We start from the raw sequence: 20,244 nt of genomic DNA, 5'->3' as shown, positions 1-20,244 counted from the left end.
TACAGTAATCTGCAAGGAAGGAAAGGAGCGGCGGGACAAGCGGCTTACCTCCGCTTGCGGTTTTTGGCGGCGAGCAGACGGTTCATCGTCTGCTCCCCAGGCGCCGGAGCCTGCGCTTGCGGGCCGCTGGCCGCGCGCGGAGGCGCATTCGATGCCGCGCTTGGCGGCATCGGCGGTGCTCCGCCAGCGCCTGCGGGCGCGCTGGCGCGAGCTGCCGCATCGGCGGCCTCGGCCGATGCGCCGCGTTCGAGCAGCGTCGCCCCGTCGCTGCTCGCGGCTCTTGCCGGGCGAGCGAGCCCGGCGAGGCGCTTGCGCTGCTGCAGCCGCTCGAGCCCGGCTGCGGCAGCCGCCGGCTCGGGCTGGAGCCGGCGGCGGGAGCGCGCCGTCCACAGGACGGCCACGCGCTCCCACGGGATCGACAGCCGGCGCACCGCGATGTCGAGCAGCCAGAGGAGAAGCGCGACAATCAGCAGCGGCATCGAAATGTCATGCGACTGCCGCTTAGGCTTCACTTCTCCTTGGAACACCTCCTCCGGCCGCTCCAGGGAAAGCAGTCTCCCTCCCGTCAGCTCCGCCAGCTGCTTCAGCTTGCCTGCCGGGTCAGCCGGATTGATCTTATACTCCGGAGAATAAGGTATAACGAATCCGGTGGTGAAGCTGCCTAAGCTTTTTTCCTTATCGGATGCATCCTTCAGATCAATTTTCGCTAAATACACTCCCGGCTTCTGCACAGCCAGCTTCGATTCATATTCACCAGGAGCCGTTGGAGACAAAGAAAGCTCGGTCTTCCCCAGCGTGTCATCCGTTATCGATGCCTGAGCATCGCCTTGAACGCCGGACAAACTGCTCTTAATGGCCAGCGTTGCCTCGTTACCGTTCAAATGGGAGGAAAGAGTAAACGGAGACGCTTGAAACTGCGGAAATGTCCACTTGATAATCTGACTGAATACATTGGAGAAACGGTCCCATGCAATCCAATCGGCTGACCACTTTCCGGTAATATCACTGGTCCAAGCAACGCTTCTTCCCGAGCCGTATTGCCATCTGGCAAGCAGCGGGTCCGGTTCAGGGCTCATAAGAGCTACCTCAGCCGTCTCCTTCGGGGTCACTGCCACATAAGCATTTATCTTCGGCACACCGTCTCCGAACAGCCCCTTCCACTCCCCAGTCTGTCCCAAAGCCGGTACAAAAGGTTGGTCCACAATATAGGTCCTCGCCATCATAACAGCTTCGCGGCTAAATATCGCCGGCAAAGTCGATTGGTCGTTCGTATAGTAGAACCGCCCTTTGGCCATCTTCGCAATGGACTCCAGCAGCTGCACATCCGACCCTTCGCCTACGGCAACCGAGGACAGGGTCATATTATTTTTCAGCATATTTTCCGTTAACTGCTCGTAGCTTTGATTCGTGGCCGATTGGCCGTCCGTCAGCAGAATAATATGCTTGCGCTGCGCCTCCACCTTCAGCATCCGCTGATAAGCTTCGTCCACCGCGGTATAAATTTCCGTGCCTCCGGCAGGTTGAATAGATTGGATCTGCTCCAGCACCTTTTTGCGATCGGTCAGCTTTTGCGGCTCGACAACCCACCACGGCGTCGAATCGAACGCCACAACACCAACGCTATCCTTCTTCCGCATCAGCTCCACCGTGCGCATCGCCGCTTCCTTCGCAAGCTCCAGCTTGCCGCCTGCCATACTTCCGGAACGATCAATCACAAGAATCAGACCAAGCGAGGGGATCTCCCTTTTGCCCTGTAAATCCATGTAGACCGGGAGCGCTTTTTCAATCGGTGTTTTAAAATAACCTCCCATGCCGTAGCTGTCTTCCCCACCCAGCATCATTAGCCCTATCCCGTAGCTGCTGACAGCCGTTTCGATCATTTCCATTTGTGGTCCTGAGATCCTGGTTGCGGATACGTTGTTTAAAATAATGCTGTCATAACCGGCATAATTGGCCATCTCGCGCGAAAGCATTTCCGGTGGAATAACCTCATAGCCGATAAAGCTCGACTTCAATACGGACTCAATGTTGCCGGAGCTGCCTGTCACACCTTCAACAACAAGTACTTTGGGCGGCCCCGTCACCCTGCTAAAGGCGTACCCTATATTGTTCTCAGCCTGCTCATCCTCGGCAAAATACAGCTCAGCACGGTAACGGTGAAATCCGGCTTCCTTCGCAAGACTCTGCAAAACAAACCGGTTATCCCCCCGTTCAACCGTGACCGATTGCTTCGATATTTCCTGATTTTCTTCATAAATCCGCAGCTCTCCCGAACCGGCAAAAGTGCTGGCAATGGCAATTTCCAATGTATATTTCTCACCTTGGTACAGCTTCTCAGGCAGCTTCAGGCTGTCGATGGAAACGTCTTTTTTCGCGGATTTAGGCAAAGGCAGAACATCTACCGGAATTCCTTTGTCCTTCAGCAGCTTTCCCTGCCTCAGCAGGTCTCCGACATTCTCATTGCCGTCCGTCAGCAGCACGACCCGTGGCGTGGACAGATCAGGCAGCATGGAGCCAGCCAACTGCAGCCCTTGAGCCAGGTTGCTGAACTGCCTGTTGACTTGGCCTGTAAAACTGAACTCGTTTAAGCTTTGGGAAGTCAGACTCCGCTCCACAATTGCATCCAGGCCTGTAGAAATGACGCCGATCTGATCGTCCTTTGCTTTGGCATCCGCGGATGCCTTCAGCCACTGCTCGTAAGCTTTGCTTGTCTGCATGCTGTCCGAGCGGTCGATCACATAATAGACAGCCTTCTGCTCCAAAGTCGCAAACCATTGAATGCCGCTAAGCGATAAAATCAACAGCAACAAAATCATCGTCCGCAAGCCGACAGCTAACGCTTTGCGTGTGCCGAGCAGCTGCAGCTTGGTTCGCCACATCCATATGGCAAATCCAATCAGCGGGAGCAACAGCAGCAGAAACCACGGCTCATTAAATTGAAGTCCCACGCCGGTACACCCCCCATTCCACAAGCATCAGGATTGTTACCAGCAGCACAGCCCAACGGACCAACGAGTAGAGTGATTGTCCGTTATGGTCATTGGTGCCGGCATTGGCAGCTTTCCCTTGGCTGCCAACTTCGTCTCCAGCTGATGAAGGCTGTGTTGACTGATCGCTAGCAGCATTGGACCCACCGTTAGTCTGAGGTTGTATTTGTGTGCCTCCATTTGCAGCCGCGGAGCCCTGTGCAGCAAAAACAGGCTCCTGCTGGGGCATAACAGCCGTTTCCCTCGGATCAGCCGTGACCTCAAGATAAGTTTTGCGGTCAGCCGAGCTGCTGCCTGCCCCAGCTCCCGCAGCCGCATGCTCCACAAATTGATACAGCCCCGGCCGGTTCGGCACGGTCTGACTGCTGGTTACGGAGCCTTCCGCCTTCTCAGCCGCAATAACCGGCAGCGGATCGCCGACGATATCGAGCGGCAGCCATTCCGCTGAGGTCGTCTTGCCGGAGAGCGGAATGTCTATGCGCTCACCGGCAACAGCTCTGCCTAAACTGAAAGCTTGGCGGCTGCCGAGCCATTCAACGGCGTTCTGTACCAATACAGGGAATTCTGAGCGCAGCGGCAGATCCGATTGATGCAGGTCAAATGCAAACAGCAGTCTGGGCTGTCCTTTATCCGATCCTGCGTAGACGATAGGCTGTGATCCCAGTGAGATAACCGCTTTTCCCCAAGAGACAGCTTCCTGCTTCTGAAGCTTGGCAATATGCGTATCCTGCAGCCGGATATACTGGGTTACAGGATGATCAATAATCTGATACTCAGCCGCAGGCGCATTCACTTCTGCCATTTGTGCCGGTGTGTGAATATACCAGACCGGCTTTTGCTCCAGCAGCTCCTGCCATGCTTTATCAGCAATGTCCGCCGCCTTCACCGAATCAAGTACGACCAGATCAACCCCGCTGCGAGGCGGTGTTAAGGGTCCAGCCCCGCCTGTCTGCACCTTGGTCACTTCCGCATGTGATAGCTGAAGCGCCTTCTCCAGAAAAACGTTGCCTTCCGTCACAAGCAGCACCTTTTTGGTCCGCTCCCCCGGTAAAAAGGCGAAAGCTTGATTATCAGCCGCCAACGCATCCTTTATATTAACCGTCAGCTTGTAATAATCGGCTGATTGAAGCTTGTCGAAGTAGAAGGTTTTCTGCTCCCCGGGCTGCAAGGATTCATGACGGACATCCCCTAAGCTGCTGCCGCTATAAAGCTCAATATCGAACTCCTGCTTGTTTGATCCTTCGTTTTTCAGCATAGCCACAGCATGGATCAGTTCTACGCCATTAGTGCTTGATGTGCTTGCATTTGATGCTCCTCCAGTTGAACCGTTTGTACTTGTCGATGTAGGCGAGCCCTCTGTACCAGGCGAGCCATTTGAGATTGCCGATGTACCCATTACACCTGAAGGCTTGACGCCGAACTGAACAACACGCACATTTTCAACGCTTTCCCCCGCTTGTCCAGCACGTATCACCTTTACCGGAACACGAAAGGACAGCCCAGCTGTCGAATCCGTCCATTGACCGTCTGTATACACGCGGATTTCTGAATCCTTATCATCCTGAGTGAGCGCTGCTGCTAAAGATAGGGTCTCTTTATAGGCTGTTTTCCCATAATATGGAGTGACTTCATTTAATGCAGCCTGAATGGCATCCCTCTTTATCTCACGAGATACCAACACATCCGGCTGGCCCCCCATCGTAATCAATGTGATTGCGCTGCTGGAGGCGTCCTTTTTCACAAGTTGAGCTATGTCCTGCTTCGCCTGCTCCAGCCTGCTAAGCAGCTGTCCGTTCTCACCCTTGGCTGAGGTTAATGTCTCCATGCTAAAAGAGCGGTCAAGCACGACCACAACATGGTTTTTGGCCCCTCCGGAGCTCCATATAAAGGGCTGCATCAAAGCTAACACCAGTAAAGCAGCGATCAGCAGCTGGAGAAGGAGCAGTAAATTGTTGCGCAGCTTTTGCCAGGGGGTATTCGCCTCCAGATTGCGAAGCACTCGATTCCACAGCAGATGGCTGGGCACGATGGTGTCGATATATTTGCGTTTTAAAATATACATAAGAACGATCACAGGCAGCGTCAACCCGAACCACAGGCTGAGGAGCGACTGGAATTGCATGGTTGTCACCTCTTACTTTTATGTCCAAATTCGCTACAGCAACACACCGCTCTGCCGAAAAGCACGTTGAACCGTATCCAGAAGAGGCGTATCCGTTACCGTTAAGACGTAAGTCATATTACGTTCATGGCAAAAGCGCTGCAGACCTCGCGTGTACTGCCCAACTGCCTCCTGGTAGGCCTTGATGATTCGGCCGGTAACCGCGACCTCCTTGCCCGAGAGGGATTCACTATCGATGAGTCGCAGGTCACCGGCTAAATCAGGATGCATCTCCTTCGGGGAGAGTACCTGCACAATTACAACCTCCTGACGGGCGGCAAGCAGATAGGAGAGCGACTCCTCGACCCCTGATTCATATAGAAAATCAGAAAAAAGCCATGTCACACCTGGCTGCCTGGGAAGCTGGGCAGGCTGCATCATGGCGGCTGCCATGTCGCCTGACGACTCGACAGCTGCCTGCTCCAAAAACTGCACAAGCCGGTGCATCGATCCCTTGCCCCGCAGCATAGGCAGCTGCCGATCGATCTGGTCGCTGAACAGCCGTGTGCTGACTCGATCATAGCCGGCAAGCGCGATATACCCTATGCACGCAGCCAACTGACGAGCATACAAAAATTTGTTCGCTGCACCCTCGCCGAAATCCATAGACTGTGAACAGTCGATATATAAGTTCACTTGCAGCTCCTGCTCATCCATGAACTGCTTAATAAAGGGCTTGCCGGTTCGACCGAATACATTCCAGTCAAACTGGCGTGTATCATCGCCCGGGGTGTACAAGCGGTAATCTGCAAACTCCTGCGAGGAGCCAAGCTGTCGAGACCTTCGTTTGCCCTGCATCGTACCGCGAACCCGGTTCTTGGTGGAAAGCTGCAAAGCATCCAGACGCAGCATCAGATTGGAATCCAGCAGCAAGCCCGACTCGTTCATCGGCTTCTCTCCAAGGAGGCGATAATATCTTGAACAAGCGTATCCGTAGATACGCCCATGGCTTGACCCTCAAAATTCAGGAAAATCCGGTGGCGCAGGGCGGGTACGGCAACCTTTTGAATATCGTTCACGGAAACATGCAGCCTCCCCATGCTCAATGCACGCACCTTGCTGACAGAGATGATAGCTTGCAAACCACGTGGACCGGAGCCATACCGGACGTATTTCCGAACCGAATCCGGCGCTTGGGCTTCAGTAGAATGAGTCATCATAAGCAGCTGCAAAGCGTAATCCAACACATCGTCAGCTACCAGAATATCCTTCGCACCACGCTGGATTTCTTCCAATAAAGCACCGTTCGCTGCTGTATCAACTGTGGTTTCGTAAGCTGATGTAGTCCGGATAATAATTTCCTTAAGCTCTTCTCTCGTCGGGAAAGTGACGTTGATCTTCAATAAAAACCGATCCAGCTGGGCTTCTGGCAGCGGGTAGGTGCCTTCGTTCTCCAACGGATTTTGCGTTGCCAGTACAAAGAAAGGACGAGGAAGCTGATGCGTTGTAGTGCCGATTGTCACCGTCTTCTCCTGCATAGCTTCAAGCAAAGCGCTTTGCGTCTTAGGTGTCGCACGATTAATCTCATCGGCCAAAATCAGATTGCCAAAGATAGGGCCTGATTGGAATTGGTAGGAGGTCTCTCCCTTGGTGCCAAACTGAATGATATTGGTTCCGGTAATATCCGCAGGCATTAAATCAGGAGTAAATTGGATACGGGAAAAATGGAGGTCAAGCGTATCGGCAATGGTACGGACCAGCATCGTTTTGCCAAGTCCCGGGATTCCTTCTAGCAGCGCATGTCCTCCGGTAAAAATGCACCAAAGAATTTGCTCGACTACCTCCTGCTGACCGACAATAACCTTGCCGATCTGCTCCTTCACTGCCGCGAAGGTTCCCATCCATTGTTCCACTTGCGCTTTCGTCTCTATCATGGCTTCACCTTCACCTCTGCATGGTTCATTGTCATTTATCGATTCGGTTGGATTTCCGTAAAATAATCACGTACCAGATTCTGTACATTTTGCGGCAGCTGGCTGCGGTTTAACGAGCTTTTGGCCTCATTGGCGTATTCGGTGAACACTTCCTCATACGGCCTCGTCGCTCCGTCCATCATTGGCGAGGAGCCGCCCTTCTGTACCTCGCCCCCGGAGCCGTTAACCGCCCCTTGATCGGACTGCACGTTGCCAGAGCCTTGCAGATTACGCGGCGTCGTTACCAGGCTCCTCGGCCCGTTGCCGACTCCCGCTCCGTTGCCTCCCGCACCTGCCCCTGCACCCGCTCCGGTACCTGCCCCTGCACCCGCTCCGGTACCTGCCCCTGCACCCGCTCCGGCTCCTGCTCCGGCACCCGCTCCGGCACCAGTGCCCGGCTGTGCTCCTGCGCCTGGCGGCGCGCCAGAGCTCGGCGTGCCGCCGGGGCCTGCAGGCATCGCAGCCGTGGCCAGCGCATTCGCGAGGCCGCTCGGGCCCCACGCGGCTGAGAGCGCTGCGCCCTGTGCCGCCAGTTGGCCTGCCATCGGCAGCCCAGCCTGCGCGATCTGCGCGGCCTGCTGCATCGCCAGCGCTTGCTGCTGCGCGTTCAGCTGCTGCTGCTGGAGCGCCTCAGCGAGCCGCGCTTCCAGCTCCTTCAGCTGCGCTTCGAGCTGCGCCGGATCGGCCGATGCGTCGCTGGCCTGCTTTTGCAGCTCCTTCGCAGCAGCCTCCATCGCTTTGCGCAGCCGCTCCGCCTGCTCCGATGAAGCATCCGGCATCGCTGCTGCGAGCTTCTCCAGCTCCTTCGCGAGTGCTTCCTTCTGCTCCTTCGTCAGCTTCAGCACCTGCTCGCGCAATTGCTCGGCGCTTTGGCGCAGCATTGAAGCGTCCTGCTGCTTCAGGCTTTGCCCTAGCTGCTTGAGCATCGGCTGCCGCTGCATTTGATCAGCCCACTGCTCCGCTTCAGCCTGTCGCTTGGCTAACGGCTCCGCCTGCTTTTGCAGCTCCTTCATCGACTTCTCCATTTCATCAAGCGCCGTCTTAACGTCCCGACTCTGCTCAAGTCCTTCCTGCAATTGCAGGAGCGTTTGCTCGGTTGGCTTTTTGACAATGGGATCGAGCTTTTCAGCCTTCAGCTTCTCTGCCATACTTTCCACATTCTGCTTTTGCTCTTCCACCCATGAAGCTTCCGCTTGCTTTCGTGCCAAAATTCCATCCATCTGATTAGGTAGAATAAGCGTGACCGCCAGCATGCAGGAGCAGATGCCAATAACCCATAGCCGCCTTTTAAATCCGCTCAGCATAACTACCTTCGGAAGATTTCGCACTGCCGCTTCGGTAAAAGCAATCGCCGATTCACGCTGCATACGGATAATAGGTGTGTCTTGATGCAAATATTGAAGCGCCGTAAGTACAGTTTCCTCGGCACCCGCTTTATCCAGTACTTTAGCAGCCGCCTCTGGCGTTATCCTTCTTATCAAAGGGTACAGCACACCAATCATTCCCCCAAGGAGCACCAGCAGCACAGCCTCCAACCGATAATAAGGAATCGGAAAGAAATGCCCGGCGAGCATCCATAGGAAAGCAGCAATCAATCCCGCCACCAGACCCAGTGCACCCAGCTCCGTCATGCGGATTCCAAGCATTCTGCGTCGGACCGGCCGAAGCAGCTCCAGCAAACGCTGCGACTCCACATTCAGCATAGCTATAACGACTCCTTTCATCTCTTATTCCATTACGCCGACTCCAGTCACTCCAGTCACTCCATAGCGGTGTTGAATACTTGGTGCAATAAAGGGAGTTTCCCCATAGATTCGGAGCTCCTTCATCCTTTTATCAATAGGGCTGCTATCTATGAGAAGCCCCCACTCTCACGGAACATCATTCCGTTATTTGTCTTGCATCTCATCATATTCATGAAGTTGCGGAAATACGATGCGCTATTTCATCTCCAACCTGCCGAAATGCCCACATTTCCAACAAATAAGACATCCTAGTTCCGTTTCATTTGATTTATGACGTGTGAACAACCAAATAGCGCATCCCAGTTCCTCTACCTGCCATCTAGAAGCAAATAAGATGCTCTCGGTTAACCTCATCTCATAGGTCCAACATCCGATTAACTCGCTACTCGTTATTTAGAAATCCACCCTATTCCATCAACAAATCTAACCCCGCTTCTTCAATCTCGGGCGAATGTATCGAATACTTAGCAGCAGCGCTCCAACAGCCAACACTGCATATACAAGAACAAATTCCTGCCACAGCTCAATAGGTGGGGGCGTCGGTGTGCCGCTAGGCGTCATTCTATTGCCGAACGCTTCACGATTGAGGCTCGGCTCGAAAATACTGAGCAGCGCAGCAACCGGGTTAAGTCCGAGCACATAGCCAACCCAACTGTAAGATGGAGGATTGACCCCTTGATTGTATTGACGCAGCACACCCTGTAAAAAGATATATAACAGTCCCGTTCCGGCAAATACAGCCAGAGTAAAGCCATAGGTCACGACAACTGAGATCATCGTCCGCTTAAATATGGTTGAAAACAGTACACCGAACGCACCCAGCACGAACATTGCAAAAATATAAAACAAGAACACCAAAGACAGCTGCTTAGGAGAAATGCCGCCGAACAGGAACACGATGCTGTATACCGGCAGCGTAGCGATAATAACCAACAGCATAAAGCTTAATGAAGAAACCAGCTTGCTCAAAATAATCGTTGTCGAGCTCTGCTGTGTCGTCAGCAGTATGTTCAGCGTCTGCTTCTCCCGCTCCCCGCTAATGACGCCGGCCGTCAGGCCAGGTGTCATAAAAGCAACCAGCACCAGCTGGGCAATGCTCAGGAAATAAAACAGCTCCCGGCTTTCCTGTGGGCGGAAGCTCGCTGCTCCGCCGCGAATTCCGCCTGTATTTAAGTATATAAAACCCATTGCTAACAGCCCAATAGCAAGCAAATAGAACAACAATGACAGAGACGAGCGCGCCGTCCGCATGCGCAGCCGGAACTCTTTGTCCAATACAGGATTAATTAATGTTTGGCGCCAACCGAGCCCATTCCTCACAGCGTATCGCCTCCTTTCGTAATCTCCAAGAACACATCCTCCAGATTCGTTTGCGCTTCACTGTACGTTATGATCCGGTAGCCCTTGCCAATCAGCTCCATGAGCAAGTTGGACTGATCCTCATCCTGTCCCCCGAAATGCACATGGATACCCTGCTCATCATGCAGCACCATGGAAACATGTGGCTGATCCTGCAGAAATGCCGCCGCCTCCTGCTCCCGCTCCAGCACACGTATGTGCAATACCCGTTTGACCCGCATCCGGTTCTGGATATCCTGCACCTTGCCTTTGGCAATTAGCTGTCCATGTTCAATGACGCCGATCTCATCCACCATTTCCGCCAGCTCCGGCAAAATATGCGAGGAGATCAAGATGGTTTTACCCATCGACTTAAGCTCCTTCAATATCTCACGCATTTCAATCCGGGCTCTCGGATCAAGCCCTGACGCCGGCTCATCCAAAATCAGCAGCTCTGGATCATGCACCAAGCACCGTGCCAAGCATAGCCGCTGCTTCATCCCCCTCGATAAGGAATCGACATAGAAATCCGCTTTATCCGTTAAGTTAACCAGCTCCAGCAGCTGAGGAATGAGCTTCTCCCGATCAGCTCGTGGAATTCCATAGCTGGCTCCATAGAAATGAAGATACTCTGTTGTTTTGAACTGATCGTACACACCGAAGAAATCCGGCATGTAGCCGATTAGCTTGCGCACTTCCTTCGGATACTCTGTTACTTCGAAGCCGCCAACCTTGGCCGAGCCCGAGGTCGGTGCGAGCAGCGTCGCCAGAATCGACATCGTAGTTGACTTACCGGCTCCGTTGGGTCCGACGAATCCAAACACGGAGCCCTTGGCAATATCCATACTCATCGATTTCAACGCAGTAAAGCTGCCGTAGGTTTTCGTTAAATCCTTAATTTCTATCATCGGCTTAGGCAAATTCTGATTATCACCCGCCGGTCTCTCCATTTCTCGACCCGCACTCACCGCTGTGCCAATCTCCCCGTTCTCATTCAACGGCTCTGCTACCTCTGTACTTCCCATCTTCAGCTTGCTCACTTCCTGATCGTTGCTCATTGGCGCACCGTCCCTTCCAAGGCTACCTCAGGGAACTGGAAGCCGAACTGTTGTGTGGTCGTAGCCTTCATTCGTATTGTAGTCCCACCGTCTATGATATAAGCTGACAGCCTATCCTTTTTTTCTACCGGGGTGCGCAGGTCAAGCGGCTCCCAATCTTGCTTTTCCCCATTCCACAGCTCTAATGTCAGAAACTGCGGAACGCCTGCTCCACCTGGCATACGCATATCCAGCTTCGTATAGGAAGCACCCTGAATTCTCGGAAGAGCGTATTCGAACGTCACAGAACCATTGCCGATCACTACCATTCCGTTTGGCTCCATAAATAATTGATTCGTATTGTTAGCAGCAATAACAGGGCTTATATAGCCTGCAGGAATCGATATCTTATCCCCTTGAACAACTTGGAAATCAACCGCCTGCACCCACAGGTTCAATTGATCGGAGTTAGCCTCCTTGCCGTTCACCTTGAATAACGATTGCTTATCCTTACTCCAGCCGATGACTACGGGTTTCCCCTGATTCATCCCTTTGCTGCTATTGTTCATGTACGAATTGATCATTTGGCGTTCACGTTCATGGGTATCCATGTTTCCATTGCCGTTTCTGTATATCATGCCGCCATTCATTCCGTTCGGGTTATTAAACAAAAGATAGCCGTAATCGAAATTACCATTATTAATATTTGTAGGAGAAGTTAACGCAATCGGCTTTTTCTCCCCAACCTTTAATTCTCCTACGTTGTACACGCTCCGGTTGATAATAATATTAATATCGTTCAGGTCACTTTTCGTTGCATTGGCGATTTCACCTTTAAGTCCAGTGGAATCCAACGTCATGTTCACCTCGAACTTACCTAACTGCTCGACTTCATCGTTTTGAACCCATGCTTTGCGCACAGACCAATAAGGTACATCCGACCAACCAATTCGCGTTTTTTCCGCATCCAGACGAATGTGTTGATCGGAAATCCCGGTCAGCTGACCATTAGAACCAAAGCCCTGATTCGTGTTAGCCAAAACTGTGCGTGCAGCCTTAGGAACCTCAAGCTCATAATTCCCACCGCGAGGAACAAACACAGCTGTAGCACTTGTCCGCTGCCCTTGACCGCTGCCGTTAAGCTCCAGAGTGTTGAGTGTATGTATTAATGTTGAGCTTTTGTCCGAAGATCCGATCATAAAAATAACGGCGCTCGACAGAATAGAAAAGGCTGGGATGATAATCCAGGCCCACTCTCTTTTATCCATTTTTTTCAGCAGCAGATATAAAAACGGAGCTACAAGAATGACATAAATCAGAAACACGATCAGCAGCAGGAAGAAGGACGGCGACACTAACGAAGGGAAAAAATCGAGCGCATACTGCACTTCCATAAATTGATTCATGAAGGAATAGCCCGGTCTTCCACGCTTCATATTGGTTGGTCCTGAGTGGCCTTGGATTACTTTCTCCCATAGTTCGGGATTTCCGTTCCACGAGGCGACCGGATTGAGCGCGAGGTCATAGGCCACGTACCATACTTCTCCACTTCCTGTGTTTTTTCTGGCAAAAAGGGGCAGCTGCTTCTCCTGGGTAATGATCTCACCTGATCTCAGCCCTGATGTTGAAACCGTAAAAGGCTCGCCAAGCTTAAGCTCCTTACCCGATGCTTGCTCGAGTGACGACAGACCGGATAAAGAGGTTGTTCCTGTGTAAGTTACCGGTGACAGACTCTCGAAAGCTTTAGCCGTCTTAGGGTACCCGGCGCCACCAGCCAACACCAGCGTACCGCCACGATTTACCCATGACGTAATTGCTGTAACCTGATCTTCCTTCAATTGGTCGGAGGCAAAATCATTCAGGGCGAGCACATCGAGACTTTCAAGCATAACCGATTCGCCTGGAAGCTGCTCCGGCTTCAAATGAATGACGCTGACCGCTATATTTTTTGACTGCAGAAGCGATAAAAAGTTAAGTGTATCCGGGTCCCGCGCCAGCACCCCTACTTGAACCGACTGAGTAGGCGTTGCCGCTATGTAATCATTGCCTTTGGTAATGGGGACGATCTCCCCTTTACTTAAATCACCTTTATAAAATTTAATAACATTATTTTTGCTGTTGTACGACATGCCCGGCAGAGACATCCACACAACCTTCGTCGTCTGCTTAGGCAAGTCAATGTGCTTGATGTAAGTGGCGTCGCTGCCTCCCATTGGATTGACCATCTGCACAACCAGATCGCCGCTTACATCTTCAGACGGATTGGTCACGGTAAATTTAACCGGAAACCACTGTCCATCTTTTATTTTACCATCATAGCCCGCTTCCATCTGGAGCTCTATCGAACCCGCAGCTGCCGCAGGCCGAATCCACAGTAAGGAACACACACACAGAACAACAACCATGATCCCCATCCATAAGGTGAGCCGTTTCTTCTCTCTGTCTAGTACCACCGTATTTCTCCTCTCCATTCATGGGAAATTGTTCTAAATCCCGTTTCTCTATTGACGCTTATGCATAAAGAAAAGTTGCTTGAATAGTAAATATTTGGGTCTTATGATGCAGACTATCCTAGCTAATGAATTGCGTAAAAACAACTGGAATCCAGTTCGCGCTGCTGCCAAACCTTAGAGATTGCTTTTCGAGTTAAAGATCGAGAACTGACTTTGGTGAACATACTGCTGTAAATACGGATAAAACCGTCCAGATGTGGGCGGTTTTATTCATACTCTTCATTCTATTTTAATCACAGTACTATTTTCTTCCAGCTACACAATTTGTCATCGCTTGACACTATTAATTAATTAATTAATTAATTAATTAGTCCTCTTGCTTTTAAGTCTTCTTTGTTGAGTAAAATCCCCGCTTTGGAGTTCATGGCACGTATGATCCCTTGTTCGGTGTATAGAAACACTGGCTTCAATTTCCCTACGCCATTAAGTAAACTGAAATCAAATTTTGTAGAAGTTTTCGTTAAATCCGCTGCCGGCATCCATTCATCTTCAATAGGAAAACCTAAATCTTTAATGTTGGACTTTTTGACGTGGATATTGTTTTTGTAAACTAACATAGAGAGCTTCCCCTTGTATTTCTGGTATAACTTAGGGACATCCCCCTGCTTGTACTGATCTTCGAATGAAAAAGGGAAGCCAATTCCAAAAGCACCTATATTTAGATTTGTAACGGAGTTATCACCAGATAAAGAGGCTTTAATATCATTTCCCTCATAAAATCGAATCAAATCAAGAACATTGATCCATTCTGATAAGTCTGGAGCTTCGGTCAACTCTTGATACGGATTGCTCTTATCCTGCTTTTGCTCGAAACTGATTGTTCCCGTTGTATCTTCATAACCAAGCTCGTATCCGAGCAGGTCAGCAACCTCTCGTACAGGTAAATATGAAGTTCCATCCACTACTAAAGGGCTGTACTTTAATTCCTTCTCTACACCATTCACTTTAAATACAAACTTGGCAACGGTCGCCTGCACAGCTTCAGCGGAAGCGGCAACTGCCGTCGCAGTTGACCCGATTATCAGGATAATAGAAAGAACAATAATAGTTTTCCTCATAAAATCTCGAACTCCTTTTTCTTCCAATATACCATAAAATGTTATATCTGCTGCAACCTTTAACTAATTCCTCTGCATGGCCGCTTGGATACTATTTACCTTCGCCCCAGATTCCTTTGATCTCCCTTCTTGTAACAATTTCTATTTTCATCCTCTTTTGGTGTAACTATAGCAACTGATTTCACGTTAAAAGATTAAGAAATAACTATTCGTTTTTTAAAAGGAGTGCTCTATGCTTAATAAAATAAACCTCAGCCTCATCACGCTGTTAATCAGCTTGTCATTAGCTTGGCATATTCCTGTTTCACAGGCAGCAGCTCCACTTGATGTTCAAGTGAGCTTTCCCCAATTTCCCGTTACTGTGAACGGCACTGTTATGGATTTGCGGCACAGTGAGTACCCCCTTTTGATCTACAAAGACGTCACTTATTTCCCTATGACATGGAACAATACCTCCGCACTTGGTTTATCGCTCCATTGGGACGCAGCCAACGGACTATCGCTGAAAAAGAATGTTGCCTGCGTACCGCTTAAGCAAGATTTAATTCCGCAGATCCAATCGAATGACAACAGCCAATCAGCTGTTCTCGTTCCATTCCATGTCCAAGTGAACGGAAAAGCAATTATTAACGCAGAAGAACCTTATCCATTGCTGTTGTATCGGAGTATAACTTATTTTCCAATGAGCTGGAAATTTACAAACGACGAATTCGGCTGGAAAACAAGCTGGGGGAACATGGATCGCGGATTCGGAATCGAGTCGTGCGGCGGAATGTCGAACAACCAAACGAAGCAGACTGACGTTTTGAATGTCGCCAATTCTGGTCAGCTTGCGGTTCAAGGCGATTGGATTTATATGAATCCAGAAGGGAGTTATGAAGGGCCTAATCGGCTTGTGAAGGTGAAAAAGGACGGTACCGGAGAAGTGAAGCTATCTGACGACAATGCAAGATTCATCAACATCGTGGGTGATTGGCTGTACTATACGAATAAAATGGACGGTATATACAAAATAAAGACCGACGGAACCCAACGCTCACAGGTATCCGCTGTGTCCACTGCACAAATATGGGTGCAGGGCGATTGGATTTATTATATCCGCAGCAATCAAACGAAGGAAACCATCCATAAAATGAACATCGATGGGTCGGACGATCAAGAGCTTGTCAGCGGGATAAGGATGTATCCCTTCTTCATAAATGCCGGGCAGATCTATTTTCTGATGCAGGAAAGTGACGATGAACCCTCTAACCTATACCGAATGAACCTCGATGGTTATGAGCAAAGCAAGCTTCAATACAATGTAACCAGAGCAATTGCTATCGATGATTGGATCTACTATGTCGGTGATTACGGAAAACAGTTAAATAAAATGAGCGCAGATGGTTCTGTAATCATTCCCCTTTATACTTCGGATCATTGGATAACAACTCTGCACTACCGCCAAGGCTGGATTTATATGATGAACGGAACCTTTGGCATTCATAGCTCGGCCTATATGGATAAGCTGCGAATAGATGGAACCGGACTTTCAGGATTGGGGGAAGCGCGTTCAGCGGCGCTTTATTTCGTTGATCAATCATTATATATATCTCAAAATTCTTGGCAGAGCAGCAATACTCTAGTTCATATGGATGTCGATTGATGTGACCGCTTGGTCAGGGGAGATATCGTTGGTTACAAAGTGACAAGGCAGTTGGACTTTCTAGTGGAACGGATGTACAGCTCCCTTCACCGAACCTGCGAGGGGAGCTGTACATCCGTTCCATTTCTACCCATAAAAGCGTTAATCTATTAGCTTAATAATCTTCATGCTTCTCGTGCTGATCTGGTTGTTGCTCCGATAGTTCTGCAATTTGCGCTTCCAGAGCCTTAGTGAATTCTTTATCCGCAAAGTGCGCTATTTGCTCATTGTGATTCCCATATTCATTCTCAAGATCGTATTGACTCTCAAGCTCATTGTCGTTCACATGCTCATGCGTAAGCACCTGTCTATGCTTGGACTCACGCCAGCGTTCATCTTCTGCAAGCTCAATCCACGAGCGAATCATCCCGGAGAGCTCCACCCCATTCTTAATGGGCAGCTGATGATTGGCGTTAGCGATAAATTGCAAGGTACTTTGTGCCAAATTACGCTTCAGCATATGGGCATATCGGTGGAATCTCCTATCCTTTTGCCCATAGATCAGCTGTATCGGGGAGTCAATTTCATGGAGCCGCTTCGTGCAATTGAAACTCAGGCTGTATTCGAAATATTGTTGACTGTTGCGGATATGCCCTTGTATAGCTTGTCTATACAAACGTTGGAACGTCTGCATCTTATCCGCATTCCCCGCCGACATCACAGCCGCCATTAGATGCTTGCCTTTAAGCCGAGATACTTGAATCGCCGCCCATATCCAGGCCCGATTGTACCAATCGCTCATTTCCGGCATCGAGCTGAGCAGAATCCCCCCGAGAAAACGATCCGGGTAAGTTAGCATCGCTTGCAAAGCGACTGACCCGCCGGTAGAATATCCGCACAGGTAAGCCGAAGGTAAGTGAAGGGCATCCAGCAGCTGCCTGATGTCCCCGACAATAAGCGGATAGGTTACCTTTCGTTCGGACGGCTCGCTTGCTCCATGTCCTCGAATATCGAATGTAATGATCTGAAAAGTATCGGCCAGTTGCTGACGCAAGTAGGTAAAGCAGTTACTGGAAATCATCGGAGGATGGATGCAAACAATCGGCACCCCGTTCCCCTCTGTTTGATAATGAATCTGTGTTCCGTTCAATTCGACCATTGGCATGAAAGAGCACCCCGCATATTGTCATTCCTAATAGTTCTAGATTTCCCAATGCTCTCTCTTCCATGCACTTTTTTTCCTAAGCCTCAGCATATTTGTTGGTTCATTCGCAGTGTCCTGTGTGATATATTGACAATTAGGTGCTGGCCGCAGCGCTCTGCCTTTTTTGGATGGCATGAACTCCCATAACAACCAGGATAAGCTCTTCTATGGGCAGGGCGGAAAGATTCCTCAAAGCAAAGGCGCCTGAAGAGAACATTCCATCCGTTCTAGCGAATTCTGCTACTACTTCACCACTGACTGTCGTAACCGTATATTCCTTGGAGAAAGCAGGAGCCTCAATCCGAAGCTCTCCGTGATGACCGACATACGCATAATGCTTTTTGAAAAAAGCCATCTTTGCTTTAAGAGCACCGATCTCATCACCGTCTCGGTCCAGTACTAACCATGTATTGGAGAAAAAGCGGAATTTACCGCTATAAGTCATACGCCCCCGATCATCGAGTACATGAATACCCGAAGAGAACATGCTTTGCAGATCAAGCTCGCCCATTTTGTTGTTGTGCTCATCACGAATATCTGTCAACCCGGTCGAGAAAAATCGGTCGGAGAAATATACCGTGCGTACCTCCATAAAGATCCCCCTTTTCAATTTAATAGGATGCTTTCTTTTCTATAACGAGAGCAACAGGGAAATAGTTACAGTCCAGGCTTGAAGAAATCGGAGCTTAATAAAGCTATTAGAATAGGAGAAGTCCGCGATGGACAAGCACCCGATAGAAGATTTCCCGCTTCTCAACGCGAGCTTTGAACGCAGCTCCAATGCGGGCAAGGCTCGCTGTGAGCCAGCATGGCATTGGCGACCCCACCAGCCGCTACAGGATTACGATCTATGGTATGCCGTTGCTGGCAAGGGAACTATGACAATAAATGGAGTCTCGTATCCGATCCAAAAAGGCAGCTGTTTTCTTATTCGTCCAGGCGATATAACAGAGGCAACACAGGATTTAAACGATCGGCTGACCGTTATTTTCATCCATTTTAATCTGACGGATTTGATTTCAAAAAAGCCCTTTGATGCCTCGCTGCTTCCTGATCGCCATACATTAGTAAGTGATACGTTGTTTATAGAAATGCTGTTAAACCGATTGCTGCAAGTCGTATACAACAATGGCGCTTGGTCGGATATCGAGTATAACCTGATGCTCAAACAAATTATGCTGTATCTGTACCGTCGGCAGCAGGAGGAGCAAACCTCATCGGCCGGCAAGCAAAAGCAAGTGATCGCACGCGTGATCGGTTATATCCGTGAGGACGTTGGAAGAAGAATGTCGCATCAGGAAATTGCGGATCATGTTCAGCTTTCTGCAGAATATTTAAGCATTTTGTTCAAGAAGTACACCGGTACCTCCATCAAGCAATACATCACCGATGTTCGTTTGGAAAGAGCTGTGCATCTGCTTATGGAAACTCCCATGAACGTATCTCAGGTTGCAGAGTCTTTGGGTTATGCCAACGTTTATTTATTCAGCAAGCAATTCAAGGAACATTATGGAGCTCCGCCATCCAAGTACAAGTGGGGAACAGAGCCCTCCCGCGCTCACGGCAGTGTCAATCACAACGATGAGGACAATGACAACGAAAATTAACTGATATCGGTTTAAGTATAAAAAAACGTATTCTGCCTTCATTTCTATGCCCCCTTCTGCTTGGTATGATAAATTCAAGCAGAAGATGAAGGAGGCCGTAACAAAATGAACGAAGCCAAGGAGCCAAGAACCTTATACTCTTACGAAAATCAAGATGAGCAGCAATTAGCCCAAGACATCGCCGAGAAGCTGTACCGCTACGATTCTATTGAATCGGACCGCATCCGAACGATACAAGACTTTACCGAACAGCATGTGAGACAATTTTGGGAACGCGGTTATTTAGTTATTGATGAAGTATTGGATGAAAAGGAAATTAAGGACTCGTTAGAAGCCTTAATGGATATCCTCTATGAGCGTTCATTAGGCTCCAAGGTGCAGTACGTCAAGCCAAAATCCCAGCTTCATTCTGATGAAGAAAGAGAGCTTGCAGCCCGCAAAATATATGATTATATTGACCATGAGCCGCGGCTCAGACATGTGGCCTTTCAAGACGGTATCATGGGAGTCATGGCACAGTTGTTCGGTGAAGAAGCTAAGGTCGCGCAGGATCAAGCCATTTTGAAACCGCCTACAGGCGGTGCCGAGAAGCCATGGCATCAGGATATGGCCTACGGCCCACTCGCTTTCGACAAATCCGTAATCGGTATATGGATTGCACTCGATCCAGCTGAGTTGGACAACGGCTGTATGCACGTCATTCCATACTCCCATCGGGATGGTGCCGTTCCTCATTATGCTGTCCGTGATTGGCAGCTATGTGACCTGAGCGTGCAGGTCGAGCGTGATGTCGCTGTTCCATTAAAGCCGGGCGGTGCGCTTTTATTCTCAGGCCTCCTGCATCATGGGACACCACCGAATTTTTCGGTGAAAAGACGTCGGGCGATGCAGATCCACTATGCAGCGGAATCAGCCAAGAAGCTGACGCCGCTTGAGTATAAGAAAATGTTCACCAATGAAATGACTGGGGCGGAATGCTGATCGGTGAAGCCCAGCACCCATTGAGCCTCACCACCCTCAGTCAAACCTGCTGCTGCATGGTTTCCACAATTAAAAT

General features: G+C 50.0%; 14 protein-coding genes. 3 read left to right on the top strand and 11 right to left on the bottom strand.

Annotated elements, in window-relative coordinates:
* Positions 1-44: 44 nt before the first annotated feature.
* The 9 genes from NV381_RS30155 to NV381_RS30115 all read right to left on the bottom strand — a co-directional run bounded on the left by NV381_RS30155 (position 45) and on the right by NV381_RS30115 (position 14,752).
* Entirely contained in the window at positions 45-2,948 is a 2,904-nt protein-coding gene (locus NV381_RS30155; protein ID WP_258217026.1) for a VWA domain-containing protein, read from the bottom strand.
* A complete protein-coding gene (locus tag NV381_RS30150) occupies positions 2,932-5,109 on the bottom strand; it encodes a vWA domain-containing protein (protein ID WP_258217025.1) in 2,178 nt (725 codons plus the stop codon). Before NV381_RS30150 ends, NV381_RS30155 begins: the two co-directional genes overlap by 17 nt.
* A gap of 33 nt (positions 5,110-5,142) precedes the next feature.
* On the bottom strand, positions 5,143-6,036 hold the full coding sequence (locus NV381_RS30145; protein ID WP_258217024.1) for a DUF58 domain-containing protein: 894 nt from the start codon (positions 6,034-6,036) through the stop codon (positions 5,143-5,145).
* Positions 6,033-7,022 (bottom strand): AAA family ATPase, encoded by a 990-nt coding sequence (locus tag NV381_RS30140; protein WP_258217023.1) that lies wholly within the window; start codon positions 7,020-7,022, stop codon positions 6,033-6,035. Before NV381_RS30140 ends, NV381_RS30145 begins: the two co-directional genes overlap by 4 nt.
* A 35-nt stretch (positions 7,023-7,057) precedes the next feature.
* Positions 7,058-8,764, bottom strand: coding sequence for a hypothetical protein (locus tag NV381_RS30135; RefSeq protein WP_258217022.1), 1,707 nt, complete (start codon positions 8,762-8,764; stop codon positions 7,058-7,060).
* A gap of 465 nt (positions 8,765-9,229) precedes the next feature.
* Positions 9,230-10,126: an ABC transporter permease gene (locus NV381_RS30130; protein WP_258217021.1), complete on the bottom strand. Its 897-nt coding sequence runs from the start codon at positions 10,124-10,126 to the stop codon at positions 9,230-9,232.
* On the bottom strand, positions 10,123-11,052 hold the full coding sequence (locus tag NV381_RS30125) for an ABC transporter ATP-binding protein (RefSeq protein WP_258217082.1): 930 nt from the start codon (positions 11,050-11,052) through the stop codon (positions 10,123-10,125). The genes NV381_RS30130 and NV381_RS30125 overlap by 4 nt, the downstream gene beginning before the upstream one ends.
* Positions 11,053-11,198: 146 nt before the next feature.
* Positions 11,199-13,634 (bottom strand): DUF7408 domain-containing protein, encoded by a 2,436-nt coding sequence (locus NV381_RS30120; protein WP_258217020.1) that lies wholly within the window; start codon positions 13,632-13,634, stop codon positions 11,199-11,201.
* 359 nt (positions 13,635-13,993) lie between these two features.
* Positions 13,994-14,752, bottom strand: coding sequence for a copper amine oxidase N-terminal domain-containing protein (locus NV381_RS30115; RefSeq protein WP_258217019.1), 759 nt, complete (start codon positions 14,750-14,752; stop codon positions 13,994-13,996).
* 232 nt (positions 14,753-14,984) lie between these two features.
* On the opposite strand from NV381_RS30115, the gene NV381_RS30110 reads away from it, so the two are divergent.
* Positions 14,985-16,397: a DUF5050 domain-containing protein gene (locus tag NV381_RS30110; protein WP_258217018.1), complete on the top strand. Its 1,413-nt coding sequence runs from the start codon at positions 14,985-14,987 to the stop codon at positions 16,395-16,397.
* Between the two features lie 154 nt (positions 16,398-16,551).
* Here the strand turns inward: NV381_RS30110 and NV381_RS30105 are convergent, their stop codons facing one another.
* A complete protein-coding gene (locus NV381_RS30105) occupies positions 16,552-17,541 on the bottom strand; it encodes an alpha/beta fold hydrolase (RefSeq protein WP_258217017.1) in 990 nt (329 codons plus the stop codon).
* Between the two features lie 133 nt (positions 17,542-17,674).
* A complete protein-coding gene (locus NV381_RS30100) occupies positions 17,675-18,172 on the bottom strand; it encodes a hypothetical protein (RefSeq protein WP_258217016.1) in 498 nt (165 codons plus the stop codon).
* Positions 18,173-18,299: 127 nt separating this feature from the next.
* Between NV381_RS30100 and NV381_RS30095 the strand changes: the two genes are divergently transcribed.
* The gene (locus NV381_RS30095; RefSeq protein ID WP_258217015.1) at positions 18,300-19,187 is read left to right on the top strand and encodes an AraC family transcriptional regulator; all 888 of its coding nucleotides are present in this window, start codon (positions 18,300-18,302) and stop codon (positions 19,185-19,187) included.
* A gap of 105 nt (positions 19,188-19,292) precedes the next feature.
* The gene (locus NV381_RS30090; RefSeq protein ID WP_258217014.1) at positions 19,293-20,168 is read left to right on the top strand and encodes a phytanoyl-CoA dioxygenase family protein; all 876 of its coding nucleotides are present in this window, start codon (positions 19,293-19,295) and stop codon (positions 20,166-20,168) included.
* The last annotated feature ends 76 nt before the right edge of the window (positions 20,169-20,244 follow it).

The organism is Paenibacillus radicis (ex Xue et al. 2023) (genome assembly GCF_024722015.1).
Taxonomy (GTDB): domain Bacteria; phylum Bacillota; class Bacilli; order Paenibacillales; family NBRC-103111; genus Paenibacillus_S.
The sequence above is the reverse complement of the archived record's forward strand: the minus strand, read 5'-3'. Positions and strand labels throughout refer to the sequence as shown.